Raw genomic sequence first — 14,190 nt, 5'->3', positions numbered from 1 at the left:
TCTGGCGCTGCTTCTGCCCGAGCACGCCGGTCTGGAAGTCCATCGCGTGCTCGACCTTGGCCATGAACTGGCGGTGGTGCATGAGCCAGGCGGCGTCCACGCCGCTGGCGCAGCGGGCCTGCCAGCGCTGCTGCGCCTCGGCGGCGTAGGCGGTGAGCTGGTCCATCTGCTCCTGCGCGGCCTGGTGCTCGCGGCGCGCCGCCGACAGCGCGGCGAGCGCCTCGTCGCGCTTGCGCTCGGCGAGTTCGATGACCTTGTCCAATGTTTCCAAGCCCTGTGCGGTCATTCTTTAACCTTCGCGCGGCGCGCCGCGGTGCGAGCGCCTGCCGGCGGCCGTGCGGCGCTCATGGGTTGCCCTCATACGGGTTGTGGTGGGGCCGCGCGCCGCGCGCGGCGTTGCCCGCCGTGGCGTCGCGCGCCGGTTTGTCTTCCTGCAGCGCGGTCTGCAGGCCGCGCACGCTCTCGCCCATGGGGGCGGCCTCGCGCATGTCCTGCATCAGGAAGCGCTGCAGCCCGGGGTAGAGCACGATGGCGCGGTCCGTCTCGGGGTCGCTGCCGGCCACGTAGGCGCCGAGCTGGATCAGGTCGCGGCTCTTCTGGTAGCGCGAGTAGTTCGCACGGAACTTGCGCGCCAGCTCCAGGTGGCTGGGCGGCGCCACGTTGTGCATCACGCGCGAGGCCGAGGCCTCGACGTCGATGGCGGGGTAGTGGCCCGACTCGGCCAGCGCACGCGACAGCACGATGTGGCCGTCCAGGATGGCGCGCGCCGCGTCGGCGATCGGGTCCTGCTGGTCGTCGCCCTCGGACAGCACGGTGTAGAAGGCGGTGATGGAACCGCGGCCGTTCAGGCCGTTGCCGCTGCGCTCCACCAGCTGCGGCAGCTTGGCGAAGCACGAGGGCGGGTAGCCCTTGGTGGCCGGTGGCTCGCCGATGGCCAGGGCGATCTCGCGCTGCGCCATGGCGTAGCGGGTGAGCGAATCCATCAGCAGAAGCACGTGCAGGCCGTCGTCTCGGAAGCGTTCGGCGATGGCGGTGGCGTAGCTGGCGCCCTGCATGCGCACCAGCGGCGGCGCGTCGGCCGGAGCGGCCACCACCACCGAGCGGCGGCGGCCTTCCGGGCCCAGGATGTCCTCGATGAACTCCTTCACCTCGCGGCCGCGTTCGCCGATCAGGCCGACCACGATCACGTCGGCCTTGGTGTAGCGGGCCATCATGCCCAGCAGCACGCTCTTGCCCACGCCGGAGCCGGCGAACAGGCCCAGGCGCTGGCCGCGGCCCACGGTGAGCAGGGCATTGATGGCGCGCACGCCGGTGTCCAGCGGTTCGCGCACCGGGTCGCGGTCCATGGCGTTGAGCGGCGCGCGCTCCAGCGGCGAGACGCTCACCCCGCGCAGCGGGCCCTGGTGGTCCAGCGGCTCGCCGTGCGCGTCCACCACGCGGCCCAGCAGGCCGGCGCCCATGGGCAGGCTGAGCACGCTGCGGTCGTTGGGCGAGGGCGGCGGGTTGTCCTGGCCCAGGCGCGGCACGGTGCGGTAGGGCGGCAGCGGCGTCACGCTGGCGCCGCTGGCCAGGCCGTGCACGTCGCCGGCGGGCATGAGGAAGGCGCGGTCCTTGGAGAAGCCCACCACCTCGGCCAGCACGGGCTGCTTGTGGCCGTTGTCGATCAGGCACTGCGCGCCCACGGGCACGCGCAGGCCCACGGCCTCGAGCACCAGGCCGGCGAGCTTGGTCAGCGTGCCGCGCACCTCCAGCGGCGTGGGCGCCTGTGCGCTGGCGCGCAGGTCGTCCATGAAGTGGCCCCAGCGGCTCGGCGTTTCGTCGAAAGTGCTGTCGGTCATGCGGGTCAGACGTCGGTGTCGGCGGGGTCGAAGGGGGCGCTTAGGCCCAGGTTGCCGATGGCGCGCAGCCAGCGCTTCTCGACCGTGGCGTCCACCGAGTTGGTGCGCGACTCGAGCACGCAGCCGCCCGGGGTGATGCCGGGATCGGGCACCAGCTCGGGCCGGGGCTCGCCCAGGGTTTCGAGCAGCGCGCCTTTCATGAGCGCCAGGTCGGCCGGGTTCATGCGGATGGTGGCGGGCAGGCCGTCGTCGATGAGCTGGGACATGGCCTCGCTCACCACGCCCTGCAGCTGCGCCGGGTTCTGCACCAGCTCGCGGCGCACCACCTGGCGCGCCAGGTCGCAGGCGATCTCCAGGATATGGCGCGAGATCTCGTGCTCGCTGTGTTTGAGGTGCTCGCGCGTGGTGCGCAGCAGCTGGGCCATGCGCACCGCGGTTTCCTCGGCGGTGCGGCGCATGCTGGCCTCCATGGCGTCGCGCACCGACTGCGCGCCGGCGTCGTGGCCGTGGCGAAAGCCCTCGGCGTAGGCCTGCTCGCGCGCCTCGGCGAGGCGCTCGTCGGGCGGCGTGGTCTCGGCCGCGCCGTCGCTGGGCAGGGCGGGGCGCTGGTCGCTGCCGTCCACGGCGGCGAACTGCCAGGCGGCCACGCCGTCGATCTCCTCGCGCGGGATGAAGCGCGAGTACGGGTCGTTCTTGGGGCGTTGGTTCATGGGGCGCTCAGACGAAAGCCTCTTCCTCGCCGCCGCCGCCGATCACGATCTGGCCTTCGTCGGAGAGGCGGCGAACGATCTTGAGGATCTCTTTCTGCTGCGCCTCCACCTCGGACAGGCGGATCGGGCCGCGGGCTTCGAGGTCCTCGCGCAGCGCCTCGGCCGCGCGGCTGGACATGTTGGACAGCACCAGCTCACGCAGCTCGGCGGTTGCGCCCTTGAGCGCCACGATGAGCTGGTCGGTGGCCACTTCCTTGAGGATGAGCTGCACGGCCTTGCCGTCGAGTTTGAGCAGGTCCTCGAAGGTGAACATCTTGTCCATGATTTTCTGGGCCAGCTCGGGGTCGAAGTCGCGGATCGACTCGATCACCGAGCTCTCGATCTGCGTGCCCATCATGTTGATGATCTCGGCCGCGGTCTTCACGCCGCCCATGGAGGTCTTGCGGATCTTGTCGCCGCCGGCCAGCACCTTGTAGAGCACCTCGTTGAGGTCCTTCAGCGCCGTCGGCTGGATGCCCTCGAGCGTGGCGATGCGCAGCATCACCTCGTTGCGCGTGCGCTCGGTGAAGTTCTTCAGCACGGCGGCGGTCTGGTCGGCCTCCAAGTGCACCAGGATGGCTGCCACGATCTGCGGGTGTTCGTTGCGCAGCAGCTCGGCGATGGACAGCGGGTCCATCCACTTCAGGCTCTCGATGCCGGAGACGTCGCCGCCCTGCAGGATGCGGTCGATCAGCAGCGCGGCCTTGTCGTCGCCCAGGGCGCGCTTGAGCACCGCGCGCACGTAGTTGTCGGTGTCGCTCACCAGCAGGCTCTGCGACGAGGCGGTGGTGGTGAAGCGCTGCATCACCTGGTCCACGCGCTCGTGCGAAACGGCGCGCGTGCGCGCGATGGTCTCGCCCAGCTTCTGCACCTCTTTCGGGCTGAGGTGCTTGAACACCTCGGCCGCTTCCTCTTCGCCGAGCGACATGAGGAAGATGGCGGCGTCCTGCAGTCCGGTGTCGTCCATGCTCTGCTCCCTGCCTCAGTTCGGCGCTTCGCCGTTGACCCAGCCCTTGACGATGTTGGCCACCGCCGCCGGGTTCTCCAGCGCCAGCCGCTTGGCGTCGGCGATGCGGCGTTTCTCGGGCGTTTCCTCGTCCGGCGTCGGCATCGGCAGGCCGGGGCGCTCGGGCATTTCGTTGAGGACGGCGTTGAGCGGCTGCACCTCGGTGATGCGCGGCGGCGGCGCCTTCATGAGCTTGAGCGCCGGGCGCACCATGCCCATCAGCACGATCAGGCCCAGGCCGACCATGCCGAGCGGGAACGCCAGGCTGCGCGCCAGTTCGATCTTGTCGGCCTGCTGCCAGAAAGGCAGGGCCTCGGGCTCGGCTGCCACCACCTCGTTGAAGGCGGCGTTCATCAGGTTCACCGAGTCGCCCCGGGCCTGGTTGAAGCCGATGGTCTCGCGCACCAGGGCGGTCATCTGCTCGATCTGCTGGGCCGGGATGGGGGCGCTGACGGGCTTGCCGTTCTTGTCCAGCGTGGTCTTGTGGTTCACCACCACGGCCGCGCTCAGGCGCTTGATGCTGCCGCTGGACTCGCGCACGGTGCGCACGGTGCGGTCGACCTCGTAGTTGACGACGGATTCGCGGCGCGTGGAGCCACCCTGGCCGGCGTTGGCCTGGCCCTGCGGCGTCACGCCCACCGGCGCGGCCTGGCCGTTGATGGGCGCGCTGCTGGGCGCCGGCGGCTGGTTGCTCACCGCGCCGGGCACGCCGGCGGGCTGGGCGCTGCCGGGGCGGCCGTCTTCGATGGTCTGCTGGCTGCGCACCGCGCTGGGCTCGTTGCCCTGGTTCGGCCGGTGCTGCTCCGAGGTCATCTCGGCCTGGGAGAAGTCGATGTCGGCGCTCACCTGCGCCTTCACGTTGCCCACGCCCACCAGGGGTTCGAGCATGTCCAGGATGCGGCGGGTGTAGAGCTGTTCGAGCTGCTGCGCGTACTGCAGTTTCTGCACGTCGGCGCCGGTGGTGTTCTGGCCGTCGGGCGGGTTGGACAGCAGGTTGCCCTGGTCGTCGACCACGCTCACGGCCTTGGGGTTCATCTCGGGCACGCTGCTGGCCACCAGGTGCACGATGCCGGCGACCTGCGCGCGGTCCAGCGTGCGGCCGGGGTGCAGGGTCAGCAGCACCGAGGCGCTGGGCTTTTGCTGTTCGCGAAAGAAGCCGTTCTGGTTGGGCAGGGCCAGGTGCACGCGCGCGGCCTGCACCGAGGCCAGCGACTGGATGGAGCGGGTCAGCTCGCCTTCCAGGCCGCGCTGGAAGCTCAGCCGCTCCTGGAACTGCGTCATGCCGAAGCGGTTGTTCTCCATCAGCTCGAAGCCGGTGACCGAGCCCTTGGGCAGGCCTTGGGAAGCCAGGCGCAGCCGGGTGTCGTGCACCTTGTCGGCCGGCACCATGATGGCGCCGCCGCCGTCCGAGTACTTGTAGGGCACGTTCATCTGGGACAGCTGGGCCACGATGGCGCCGCCGTCCTTGTCGCCCAAGTTGGCGTAGAGCACGCGCCAATCGGGCTGGCGGCCCATGAAGAAGAAGGCCAGGGCGATGGCCAGCAGCGCCAGGGCGCCCAGGCCGAGCTTGATCTTCTGCGCGTTGTCCATGCGCGCCAGGCCTTCGGCCAGGGCGTTGGCGCGCACGGGCTGGGCATTCACTTCGGCGACGGCGGTGGTGCTCATGGGCGGGATGGCTCGCAAGGGGGCACAAGGGCCCCGGATGCGGATGAGTATCCCGGGGGGGGCCGGCGGGCATTGCCGGAAAAAGGCGCCGTAATGGGCCTTTATTTCCCGCGCGCCGTGCCGAGGGGGTGGGATTTCTGACCGCGCCGGGGTACCCGTCCGGGTATAAGCCTCGCACCGCAACCACCGACTTGAAGCCCATGCACCGCATCGTCCTGGCGCTCACTTTCCTGCTGTTCGCCGCCGGCGCCCGTGCCGCCGATGGCGACCCGTTGCCGGCCCGCAGCGTTCTGCTCATTCCGGCAGGCGATCCCGTGGAGTACACGGTCACGGTCCGGACGGCGGCCACCATGCTGTTTCCCCTCGCCTCGCTGGGCGCGCTGTCGGACGGGCGCCAGAAGTCAAAAGACCTCACGGCCCTGATGCGGGCCCATGCGCCGGGCCATGGCCTGTTCTTCGCCGAGCGGGTGGCGCACCGGCTGCGGGCCGCCGGCTATGAGGTCCGGGTGTTGGAGTCGATCGCCCGCCGGCCGGACGACCCCGACAACGTCGACATCGAAAACCTCGCTTTCGACGAAGACATCGGATTGCAGCTGGGGTTCGACGCCATCGGCTTTCATTCGGGCATGGGCACGCAGGCCTACGTGCCCAAGCTCAACGTCGACGTCCACTCCTTCCCGCGGGGGGCCCAGTGGTACCCCTACAGCACGACGCTGTTCTTCGGCGTGGACGCCCGGCCGAATGAGGATTGGGCCATCGTGGCACCCGCCGAGGCCAGCTTTCCGTCCTTCGACGCATTGATCTCCGGCCCGGCCGCCGTGGACGCCGTCTACCGCCAGGCGCTCGACCAACTGGCCGAACGCGTGGCCATGCAGTTCCAGGCGCAGTCGCCGCTCAAGGCCACGCCCTGAGCGGGGTCGCCCGGTCAGGGCCCGAAAAGGCCGGCTTATTGGGGCTTTATTTCCGGACCCGGTTGCCGAGGGGGGCCTAGCATCCGGGCCTGTCGATCGCTTCCCGAAGGAGTCCCCCATGGACATGCGCCTGTCCCCCCTGACCAGCCAGACGCTGGGCAACGTGGCCGCGTTCAAGCGCCCGGCCGCGGGCGCCGCGGGTGGCGCGGGCGCGGCCTTCGCCGACAACCTCAAGGCGGCCCTGCACCAGGTGAGCAAGGCCCAGAACGAGGCCAGCCGCCTGCAGACCGAGGTGCAACTGGGCAACCCCAAGGTCAGCCTGGAGGAAACCATGATCGCCATGCAGAAGGCGCAGATCGGCTTCCAGAGCGCGCTGCACGTGCGCAACCGCATGGTGCAGGCCTACACCGACGTGATGAACATGTCGGTTTGAGGCCACCAGGCCCGCGGGGCGGGCATCCCGCCGGCCCGCGGGTCAAGGGCTTGGCCTAACCGGCGGCGCGCAGGGCCTCAGCCTTGTCCTGGGCCAGCCGCTGCAGTTCCGCCAAGGCCGGACGCTGGCGGCACGCCTCGACCGCCGCATCGAACACCGCGATGGCATCGTCCGCCCGGCCCATGGCGGCCAGGCATTCGCCCGAGCGAAAGGCGGCCAGCGCCGCATAGCGGTTCCCGTCCTGCAGACCGGCCAGGCCGAACATCGGCAGCGCAGCGGCCGGCCGGGCCGTGCGCTGCAGGCAGGTGCCGGCGAGGAAGGCGAATGCCGCCCGCCCGGGGTGTTGCATGACCAGGACCAGGGCGGGCCGCAGCGCCTGATCGAACGCGCCCTCGTCGCACAGGCGGGTGGCGGTGGTCAGCAGCCGCGCGGCCTCGACGGGCCCGTGCGCCGGCAACACCGGTCGTGCCTGTCCCGCCATGGCCGCGCGCACCCAGTCGCCGATTCGCTCGCCGGCCTGGGCCAGGCGGGCGGCGCATTGTTCGACCAGCGCGGCCACCTCGGGGTCGGGATGGGGGTGATGCTGCATGGCGGACTGTTCAGCCCTGCAGCGGCGCCAGCGCCTGGACAACCAGGAAAAGCAACAGCAGCTTCATGGCCGCCACCGGGTCCAGGGCCTGGGCCACGGAAACGCACACCTGCTTCAGGAGATGGCCATCGCTCGCGTCGCGGTAGATGCCCTGCGAGAAGCGGTCCTTGATCAACGGCACCCACTCATCCATGTTGTTCAAGGTGGCGTTGACCAGATAGGGGCATTGCTCGTGAACCGCCTGCAGCAGGGCATTGGCCTCGGTGGCATTCATGCGCAGGTAACTGCAGGGCGAGGAGGGGTCATGGGTGCCTGTCAGGTAGATGGCCAAAACCACTGCGCCCGTGACAAAGAGCGTGGCCGCCGGGAGAGCCGTCCCCATGACGCAGCACGTCGCCAGGCACGTCGGGTCGGTCATGGTGTCCGGCGCATAGATCCTGGCCCAGCGGTAGACCTCGATCCGCTGGGACTGGCTCAGTGAGGTGTCGCCCAGGATGCCGGGCATATCGGGGCCGCCGTTCGGCAGCGCATGCCTGGCCGGGTCGAAACGCCAGGGGGGAGCCAGCGGTGCCCCCTGGGCGAAATCCCGGGCGCAGTTGAGTAACTGGGCGGTCTCTTCCCCCGAGAGCCCGCCGTTGTTGATGGCGCTGTAGTTGGGGCGCAGGCCCTCTGCATCCAGCGTGAGGTGCCGGGACGGCTTGAACAGCCGTCTGATTTCCCCGCTGGGTTCGGCGGCCGACATGGGTGAGGGGCCGGCGGTGATGTCCTCGGGTTCGAGGTTGTGCTTGTCGTTCTCGTTCGACAGGCAGAAGTTCCAGCCGGCCGAGGCGCAGCCAGGGGACAGCGAGCGGCTGGCGGACGACGGCGGCGCTTGGCGCGAAGCGCCTCTTGACCTGCCCTCCGGGCTGCTTGAACGTGAGGAAGAAGAGGACGACGTGGCGGATTGCATGGTGGCGTGGTGGGTCTCAGGGGGGGCTGCGTCGCGCCAGGCCTGTCCAGCGCCACAGAATGGCCTAGGGAACAGCGCCCCCTGCTTTGTTCCCGAACGCGGGGATGGCCCGCGCACAGGGGGGGTGGATGCGCGCCCCATGAAGCGCTCTGCCAGGGGGCTGGCGCGGGCGGCCTAGGCCACTGGGAAGGGCCGATGGTTCGAACCGGCTTCACAGAAGCGTCACCAAAGCCCATGCGCCGCGAAGCGGCCCCTATGGGCCGTCTAGGGCTTGGCACCCATGCATCCGATGGACCCTCACCATGCACGGTACATCTGATCGCCCCATCGGGGCGACGCTGGCGCGTGTCCCGCTGCCGTACCGGAATGCGGTGGTGGTCACGCACGACACCGACCTGAGCGCGGCCGCCCGCGCACTCGTCAGAAGGGCCGTTCAATCGGGTGAGGCGCTGCGGGCCAAAACCGTGCGCGTGCCGGGCAGCCAAGCGCGGCTGATCGTGCTGTATGTGCCGCAGCGCAAGCCCTATTCGCCGCAGCGCCTGTTGGCGCGCCTGGGTTGGTGGCAGGCGAGCGTCCGGCGCAAGGAAGAAATGGCGAACAGGGTGGTGAGCGGTCTGTTCGGCCGGCAGTTCCCGGTGCCACCGCCCTTCGATGTCGGCGTGCTGGTCGACCGCCATCCCAGCGTGCGCCCGTCCGATCTGGCGGCCATCGTGGGTATGGGCGAGGTGCTCAAGCAATTGGCCGGGGCTCGGATCGATTGGCCGACCTTCGTGGCCATCGCCGGGGGCGCCGACGCGGCCAAGGCGCTGGTGTCGCAGTTGGCCACGCAGGTGCGCCTGGGTGATCCCGAGTGTTCCGCCCGATCGGCGATCCTCAAGACCCTGTCGTACCTTGCGCAGAGGGAGGGGCGCTGGCCGGAACCGGTGGTCGAGGCGCTGCGGGGCGATCCCGGGGTGTTGGCGCGGCTGCAGGCCCACGCCAGAACACTCCCCCCCGCGCTGGCCGTGAGCGCCAATGCCCAGCTCCTGGTCCATCACTTGAAAGGCCTGAGCCCGCCCTTGCATGAGCGCTACGGTCCGGCGCGCCTCGGTGCGCTGAAGGCGATCCAGAACCTCTGCGATGCGCAGGCACTGCCGCCGTCTGAGAGGCGTGCGGCTGTCCGCCAGGCGCTGGTGGGCGGGAGCCTGGCGGCCTTGGGGCCGGAACATGGGGCGCTGGCGAACGCCCTGCGGTTCGCGGCGGCGGTCGACCCCAGCACCGGTGCCTGCGCGCTCGACCCGGTGTTTCAACCGCTCCTGTAGGGGCCGCCGCCCCCACCTGGCCGCTGGGCCTGTGTCCGTCCGTGGCCCGTTCCGCCGAAGGGTCCGTCTGCCTCTGCGCTTTGAGTCGCGCCATGCCTATCCTCGTGCCGTTCTTCCCTTGCTTTGTCAGTCCCCACCGGTCCAAAGGCCACCAAGGCCTGCCCGTGATCAGCCAGGTGCTGGCCCAGAAGCCGACGGCTGCCACGACCCAGCCGCGGGTGTTGGTGTGCAGAAAAAGGAAGAACGGCGTCGACCTTTCGGTCAAATCCTCCTCGCGCACTGGCTGGATCGGGCGCCTGATCCATGGGCGGGAGCAGGCGCGCCTGCAGAGGCGGCTGGGCCGGGAGATCGCCTGGTGCGAGAAGCACCTCGGGCATTGGCCGGAGGTGGGCGCGGCGCTGGAACTGCTGCAATCGGAGCGCGCCGCGAGCCCGGATCGGTGCCTCAACACGGTGCAACTGCATGCCGCTTTGCAGGTGCTGAAGGCTGCCCAGGGCCGGTTCCTCGACATCACCCGCAGCGTGAAGGACATGCGAGCGCACAGGGACGGCATGAAGGCCATGGCGCCTTCGGAACTGCGCGCCAGCGTCCGGCAACAGGATGGCCATTCGGCAGCGCGTACCGCCGATCGCGACGAAGCGCGCGCGTGCAACCGCGCCTGGGCGCAGGCGGTACCGGACGGTGCGTCTGGCGGCGCAGGGCGGGCGCGCACCGCCGCCCTGCGCCGCTTCATCGATCAACGCAGCCAGGCGCGGGGGCAGACACCGCTGCAGTTCCTGCGGCATGTCCTCCTGCTGGGCACGGCCTCCTTCAACCTGCGGCCCCGGGTGTTCGAGGCCCTGTTGGCGTATTTCGTGGAACGGGGGGTTGAAGGCGACATGGCGCTCCCTGTCGACCCCCAGCGGGGAGACAGCCTGGACCAGCTGCTGGAGTGGCTCGCGCCGGTGGTGCCCCAGGGCCAGCCTCTGGCGCCGGCCATGACCCAGGACGCCGAAGGCGGACTGGCGCCCATGAGCGCCCGCGCCTTCGCCTCGGCGCTGAGCGCCACCCTGCATGGGCCGCTGGCCGAGTTGTCCGGTGAGCCGCTCGAGGAGGGGCTGCCGGAGGAGGCGCAATGGCGCCGGTGCATCGAAGGCGTTTTGTGCTGCCAGGTCGATGGCGTGTATCTCGACACGCCTCAGTTCCGCGGTGCCCTGGCCCGGCTGGTGCAAGTCAAGAACGAACGGGTCGCCGTCCAGGCGAGGGAACAGCCCTTGATGCGCCTGGCCCGCCGGCTGGAAGCGGCGTACCTCGGCCACCGCGAGCGCGTGCTCGCTCTGGACGGGCTCGACATCTGGCGGGAGTGGGGGGATGGCGATCAGCGGCGGGCGTACGCGGCCATCGCGGCGCGGCTGGACAAGGCCTTCACACCGAAGGACGCCCCCGAGGGCCCCCTCGATGTGGAAGCCGATGAAGTCGAGGCGTTTGTCGCCGCCTACACCACCGACAACGACCCCTCGCCGGCCCCGCACCAGATCCTGCACCTGTGGTTGACCGAGACCCTGGTGCCCCGGTACCTGAGCCCTCCGGTGTTCCAGGCCCTGGCGCGGTATTGCATGCGCGCGCAACTGCAGGAGGCGGCGCAAGCGCCGCTCTGAGCCTTTTCTCCGGGGCGCGCACGAGGCCAGGGTTGAGATGGCCTAGTTCCATCTCATGAACGCTTTGGTGTGTGGCTGTTACCCACAGGCCGCATCGGTTTTGCCCGATGCCGCTTCTGTACCACCGCCACAGCCCGAGGAGTTCGCATGCGCCGCGTCAGCCCCAAAGCACCGCCGATCCCGAAGCCCGTTTCGCCGGCCAGGCCAGTCCCGGCGTTCTCGCCGATCCGGCGGGGTGAACGCTTCGATGTCGAAGGGTTTGCAAAGACCTTGTATGAGAAGTCACCCAGGCCGACCGGGAAAGAGTGGCGTGTGCATGCGGACGAAGGCGATCCCGATCGGGTGATGCCCACCCGCAAACCGGTGGGTCGGTGGCATGGGCGCGTCGAGCCCTGCAGCTTTCGCGATCTGATGGCGCCGACGATCGCGGAACTGCGGTCGGCGCCGGCCGACGGTCTCCCGGACGACCTGACCCAGGCATGTGACCATTTTTCGAAGAAGCGGGTGGTGGACAGCACGGCGTCGCGCCGACACCTCGAGAGCCTGGTCCGCGCGCAGCGGATGCTGGCAGCGAAAGCGGTTCTGGATGAGGCCATCGCCGCACGAAACGGTGCCGAAGACGACCTGGCGCTCGCGGAGGCGGATGTCGAATTCCATCGCGCGGGCGCGCAGCGGGCATTCGACGAACACTTGCGCGGGATACGGCGGCGCCGAGCGGCGGGCCTCGGCGAAGCGAATGCCCCACAGGAGAAGGACGCGATCGAGTTCAACCGGCGCGCGCTCGTGCCAGTCCCCGTGGCCTCCCCGTTCAAGCCAGGTCGCGCCGCGCCTGGCCAGGCTTCGCCGGGCAAGACCCCGGACCACACTCCGGGCAAGACCTCGGGTGGGAAGGCATGGCCGCTGGTCCAGCTGAGAGCCGTTCTTGGCGGATGGACACCCCGTCCGTCGAAGGCAGCAAAGACCGAAGTCCAGGGGGCGCCGGGGCCCATGGCCCTCCGCGCGCCCAAGAAGAAAGCCATGCCCGCGGCGGCGGTGGCGCTGGACAGGGAAGCCCTGTCGCTGACGCTCCAGGCCTTGGCCCAGGAGGCCGGGGTGTCACCGGACGATTTCGTCGAGCGCCTGCTGCTGGAGAGGCCGGTTTTCACCGCGCATCTGCACCCCCTGGTGTTCGACGAGCTGTTGCGCCTGCACGCCCAGACGCTGCGGGAGGAAATGGACGACATGCACCGGGAAAACCTGGAGGTGGTGCAAGCGCTGGCGGACCGGCTCCAGTATCGGCTGGCGGCCTATCGCGAAGCGAAACGGGCCTACGAGCGCCTGCGGCGCCCGGGCTGATGCCCTCAAAGAGAAACGGCCCTTGGGGGCCGTTTCCATGGGGAGGCGGCACCGCGCTCAGTGCGTGGGCGCCGCGCTGTTGCGGTCGATGATCTGCGCCAGGTCGTTCAGCCAGGGCTCGGCCAGGCAGCGGATCTCGGCGTCGGTGCGCAGGATGCGTTGCATGATGCGCGCCTTCTCCTTGCGCTCCTCGGGCGCGAGCTCGGTGTCGCGCGACTTGGCGCGCAGCTGGGCGATGAGCACCGCGCAGGCGCCTTCGAGCCGGACCACGCGGTCCCAGTCCTCGGCCTGGGCGGCGGCCAGCATCTGGTCGCTGGTGCGCTCGATGGCCTTGTAGTAGTCGATCAAACCGTGCTGGCCCATGTCAGGCTCCCTGCAGCGCCTGGGCGCGGATGTCTTGCCAGGCCTGGGCCACGGGCTCGATGAGGCCCGCCACCTCGGCCAGGGCCTTGGCGTCGTTGCGCAGATTCGCCTCGGTGAGGCGGCGCACGCTGTAGGCGTACAGCGCACCCAGGTTGCGCGCCATCTCGCCACCGGCCGGGTCCAGGCCGGCCTTCAGGCCTTCCTCGACGATGCGCACCGCCTTGCCGATCTGCTCGCCCTTGGCGACCAGGTCGCCGCGCTCCATGGCGCCGCGCGCGGCCGCCACGGCCTGCAGCAGGCCGTCGAACAGCATGCCCACCAGCCGGTGCGAGTCGGCCGCCTGGACGCCGGTTTCCACGGCGACGCGTTTGTAGACGGAGGCGGAACGGGTGTTGACGGAGGTGAACATGGTGGGGGCTCCTGGCTGGCTATGTTCTTTGTATCGGCCATCGCGCGCCGGACTGTAGGTATTTGGTGGGCGATCAGAGGTGGGTTTCATGGCCGTTTCCCGGGATACCTGAGAGGGGTGTCGTCCGCTTCAAACGACAACGGCGGCGGCCTTTGCGGGCCGCCGCCGTGGCGGGCGTGGGGCGGCCCGGGGGCCTGGCCGCTCAGCGCAGCAGCGAGAGCACGCTCTGGCCGTTCTGGTTGGCCTGGGCGACCATGGCGGTGCCGGCCTGCTGCAGGATCTGGGCGCGCGAGAGGTTGGAGGTTTCCTTGGCGAAGTCGGCGTCGACGATGCGCCCGCGCGCGGCGGAGATGTTCTCGCCGGTGATGTTGATGTTGGCCACGGCGTTCTCGAAGCGGCTTTGCAGGGCGCCGAGGTCGGCGCGCGAGCTGTTGATGGCGTCGATGGCCGAGTCGATCACCTTGATGGCCAGTTGGGACTCACCGAAGCTCGTGATGCTCACGTCGTCCATGGCGGCGTTGGCCACGGCGGCGGTGTCGGTCACGGTGCCGGTGGTGGCGGCGCCGAAGCCGGTGAAATCGCCGGCCGCGGTCAGGGCGCGCTCGGCCCAGACGCGGTAGCCCGTGACGGCGCCGTTGGCGTCGAGCGTGGTGAAGGCGAACACGCCGGTGTCGGAGGACTTGGCGTTGATCGCGTCCACGATCTGCTGCGAGCGCTGGGCGCCGGTGGTGGCCTCGCCGATGGGGCCGAGGTCGACGGCGGTGCCCGAGGCGTCGTCCACCTTCAGGGTGCCAGCGGCCATGGAGGCCAGCACGGCGGGTGCCACGGGGTCGGCCGCGTTGTTGATCTGCGCGGTCATGTGCACCGGCGTTTCACCCAGGGTGTCGGACTTGGCCGAGACGATGGACTCGATGGCGATGCCCTCGCCGGCGTTGGCGCCGACCTGGAAGGTGGCGTTGGCGAAGGAGCCGTCGAGCAGCTTGGTGCCGTTGAAGGCGGTGGTCT

At 70.0% G+C, this 14,190-nt stretch carries 15 protein-coding genes; 5 read left to right on the top strand and 10 right to left on the bottom strand.

The window, feature by feature from the left end; genetic code table 11:
• From fliJ to fliF, 5 genes are all read right to left on the bottom strand, one after another.
• Window positions 1–286 (bottom strand): flagellar export protein FliJ (fliJ, locus tag BGO22_RS10040; protein WP_286850586.1); only part of this gene is annotated, 286 nt, incomplete at its 3' end.
• Between the two features lie 58 nt (window positions 287–344).
• Window positions 345–1,838, bottom strand: a complete 1,494-nt coding sequence (gene fliI / locus BGO22_RS10035) for a flagellar protein export ATPase FliI (RefSeq protein WP_204744181.1) — start codon at window positions 1,836–1,838, stop codon at window positions 345–347.
• Window positions 1,839–1,843: 5 nt separating this feature from the next.
• Window positions 1,844–2,548 carry a FliH/SctL family protein gene (locus tag BGO22_RS10030; protein ID WP_070401147.1) on the bottom strand — a complete coding sequence of 235 codons (705 nt, stop codon included), beginning with the start codon at window positions 2,546–2,548 and terminating at the stop codon, window positions 1,844–1,846.
• Window positions 2,549–2,555: 7 nt separating this feature from the next.
• Window positions 2,556–3,554: a flagellar motor switch protein FliG gene (fliG, locus tag BGO22_RS10025; protein ID WP_070401148.1), complete on the bottom strand. Its 999-nt coding sequence runs from the start codon at window positions 3,552–3,554 to the stop codon at window positions 2,556–2,558.
• Window positions 3,555–3,569: 15 nt separating this feature from the next.
• Window positions 3,570–5,258 carry a flagellar basal-body MS-ring/collar protein FliF gene (fliF, locus tag BGO22_RS10020; protein ID WP_286850581.1) on the bottom strand — a complete coding sequence of 563 codons (1,689 nt, stop codon included), beginning with the start codon at window positions 5,256–5,258 and terminating at the stop codon, window positions 3,570–3,572.
• Between the two features lie 200 nt (window positions 5,259–5,458).
• Between fliF and BGO22_RS10015 the strand changes: the two genes are divergently transcribed.
• Together BGO22_RS10015 and fliE are read left to right on the top strand one after the other, a co-directional pair.
• Window positions 5,459–6,169 carry a hypothetical protein gene (locus BGO22_RS10015; RefSeq protein ID WP_286850578.1) on the top strand — a complete coding sequence of 237 codons (711 nt, stop codon included), beginning with the start codon at window positions 5,459–5,461 and terminating at the stop codon, window positions 6,167–6,169.
• Window positions 6,170–6,287: 118 nt separating this feature from the next.
• The gene (fliE, locus tag BGO22_RS10010; protein WP_070401151.1) at window positions 6,288–6,602 is read left to right on the top strand and encodes a flagellar hook-basal body complex protein FliE; all 315 of its coding nucleotides are present in this window, start codon (window positions 6,288–6,290) and stop codon (window positions 6,600–6,602) included.
• 55 nt (window positions 6,603–6,657) lie between these two features.
• Here fliE and BGO22_RS10005 read toward each other — a convergent pair whose 3' ends face one another.
• Together BGO22_RS10005 and BGO22_RS10000 are read right to left on the bottom strand one after the other, a co-directional pair.
• Window positions 6,658–7,191 (bottom strand): hypothetical protein, encoded by a 534-nt coding sequence (locus BGO22_RS10005; RefSeq protein ID WP_286850575.1) that lies wholly within the window; start codon window positions 7,189–7,191, stop codon window positions 6,658–6,660.
• Between the two features lie 10 nt (window positions 7,192–7,201).
• Complete coding sequence (locus tag BGO22_RS10000; protein WP_286850573.1) at window positions 7,202–8,140, bottom strand: hypothetical protein; 939 nt, start codon at window positions 8,138–8,140, stop codon at window positions 7,202–7,204.
• 302 nt (window positions 8,141–8,442) lie between these two features.
• On the opposite strand from BGO22_RS10000, the gene BGO22_RS09995 reads away from it, so the two are divergent.
• From BGO22_RS09995 to BGO22_RS09985, 3 genes are all read left to right on the top strand, one after another.
• Window positions 8,443–9,441 (top strand): PIN domain-containing protein, encoded by a 999-nt coding sequence (locus tag BGO22_RS09995; RefSeq protein ID WP_286850571.1) that lies wholly within the window; start codon window positions 8,443–8,445, stop codon window positions 9,439–9,441.
• A gap of 92 nt (window positions 9,442–9,533) precedes the next feature.
• Window positions 9,534–11,078, top strand: coding sequence for a hypothetical protein (locus tag BGO22_RS09990; RefSeq protein ID WP_286850569.1), 1,545 nt, complete (start codon window positions 9,534–9,536; stop codon window positions 11,076–11,078).
• Between the two features lie 147 nt (window positions 11,079–11,225).
• Complete coding sequence (locus tag BGO22_RS09985) at window positions 11,226–12,413, top strand: hypothetical protein (protein ID WP_286850567.1); 1,188 nt, start codon at window positions 11,226–11,228, stop codon at window positions 12,411–12,413.
• A 57-nt stretch (window positions 12,414–12,470) separates the two neighbouring features.
• Here the strand turns inward: BGO22_RS09985 and BGO22_RS09980 are convergent, their stop codons facing one another.
• The 3 genes from BGO22_RS09980 to BGO22_RS09970 all read right to left on the bottom strand — a co-directional run.
• Window positions 12,471–12,776 (bottom strand): flagellar protein FliT, encoded by a 306-nt coding sequence (locus BGO22_RS09980; protein ID WP_286850565.1) that lies wholly within the window; start codon window positions 12,774–12,776, stop codon window positions 12,471–12,473.
• Window position 12,777: 1 nt separating this feature from the next.
• On the bottom strand, window positions 12,778–13,185 hold the full coding sequence (gene fliS / locus BGO22_RS09975) for a flagellar export chaperone FliS (RefSeq protein ID WP_070400979.1): 408 nt from the start codon (window positions 13,183–13,185) through the stop codon (window positions 12,778–12,780).
• A 202-nt stretch (window positions 13,186–13,387) separates the two neighbouring features.
• Window positions 13,388–14,190 (bottom strand): flagellin (locus tag BGO22_RS09970; protein ID WP_286850563.1); only part of this gene is annotated, 803 nt, incomplete at its 5' end.

The organism is Hydrogenophaga sp. 70-12 (assembly GCF_001897365.1).
Lineage (GTDB): Bacteria > Pseudomonadota > Gammaproteobacteria > Burkholderiales > Burkholderiaceae_C > Hydrogenophaga > Hydrogenophaga borbori.
The sequence above is the reverse complement of the archived record's forward strand: the minus strand, read 5'-3'. Positions and strand labels throughout refer to the sequence as shown.

What these genes read in the sequence shown, in the direction of transcription:
- fliI (WP_204744181.1), bottom strand. Translation starts at nt 1,838, where the DNA reads ATGACCGACAGCACTTTCGACGAAACGCCGAGCCGCTGGGGCCACTTC.
- BGO22_RS10030 (WP_070401147.1), bottom strand. Translation starts at nt 2,548, where the DNA reads ATGAACCAACGCCCCAAGAACGACCCGTACTCGCGCTTCATCCCGCGC.
- fliG (WP_070401148.1), bottom strand. Translation starts at nt 3,554, where the DNA reads ATGGACGACACCGGACTGCAGGACGCCGCCATCTTCCTCATGTCGCTC.
- fliF (WP_286850581.1), bottom strand. Translation starts at nt 5,258, where the DNA reads ATGAGCACCACCGCCGTCGCCGAAGTGAATGCCCAGCCCGTGCGCGCC.
- BGO22_RS10015 (WP_286850578.1), top strand. Translation starts at nt 5,459, where the DNA reads ATGCACCGCATCGTCCTGGCGCTCACTTTCCTGCTGTTCGCCGCCGGC.
- fliE (WP_070401151.1), top strand. Translation starts at nt 6,288, where the DNA reads ATGGACATGCGCCTGTCCCCCCTGACCAGCCAGACGCTGGGCAACGTG.
- BGO22_RS10005 (WP_286850575.1), bottom strand. Translation starts at nt 7,191, where the DNA reads ATGCAGCATCACCCCCATCCCGACCCCGAGGTGGCCGCGCTGGTCGAA.
- BGO22_RS10000 (WP_286850573.1), bottom strand. Translation starts at nt 8,140, where the DNA reads ATGCAATCCGCCACGTCGTCCTCTTCTTCCTCACGTTCAAGCAGCCCG.
- BGO22_RS09995 (WP_286850571.1), top strand. Translation starts at nt 8,443, where the DNA reads ATGCACGGTACATCTGATCGCCCCATCGGGGCGACGCTGGCGCGTGTC.
- BGO22_RS09990 (WP_286850569.1), top strand. Translation starts at nt 9,534, where the DNA reads ATGCCTATCCTCGTGCCGTTCTTCCCTTGCTTTGTCAGTCCCCACCGG.
- BGO22_RS09985 (WP_286850567.1), top strand. Translation starts at nt 11,226, where the DNA reads ATGCGCCGCGTCAGCCCCAAAGCACCGCCGATCCCGAAGCCCGTTTCG.
- BGO22_RS09980 (WP_286850565.1), bottom strand. Translation starts at nt 12,776, where the DNA reads ATGGGCCAGCACGGTTTGATCGACTACTACAAGGCCATCGAGCGCACC.
- fliS (WP_070400979.1), bottom strand. Translation starts at nt 13,185, where the DNA reads ATGTTCACCTCCGTCAACACCCGTTCCGCCTCCGTCTACAAACGCGTC.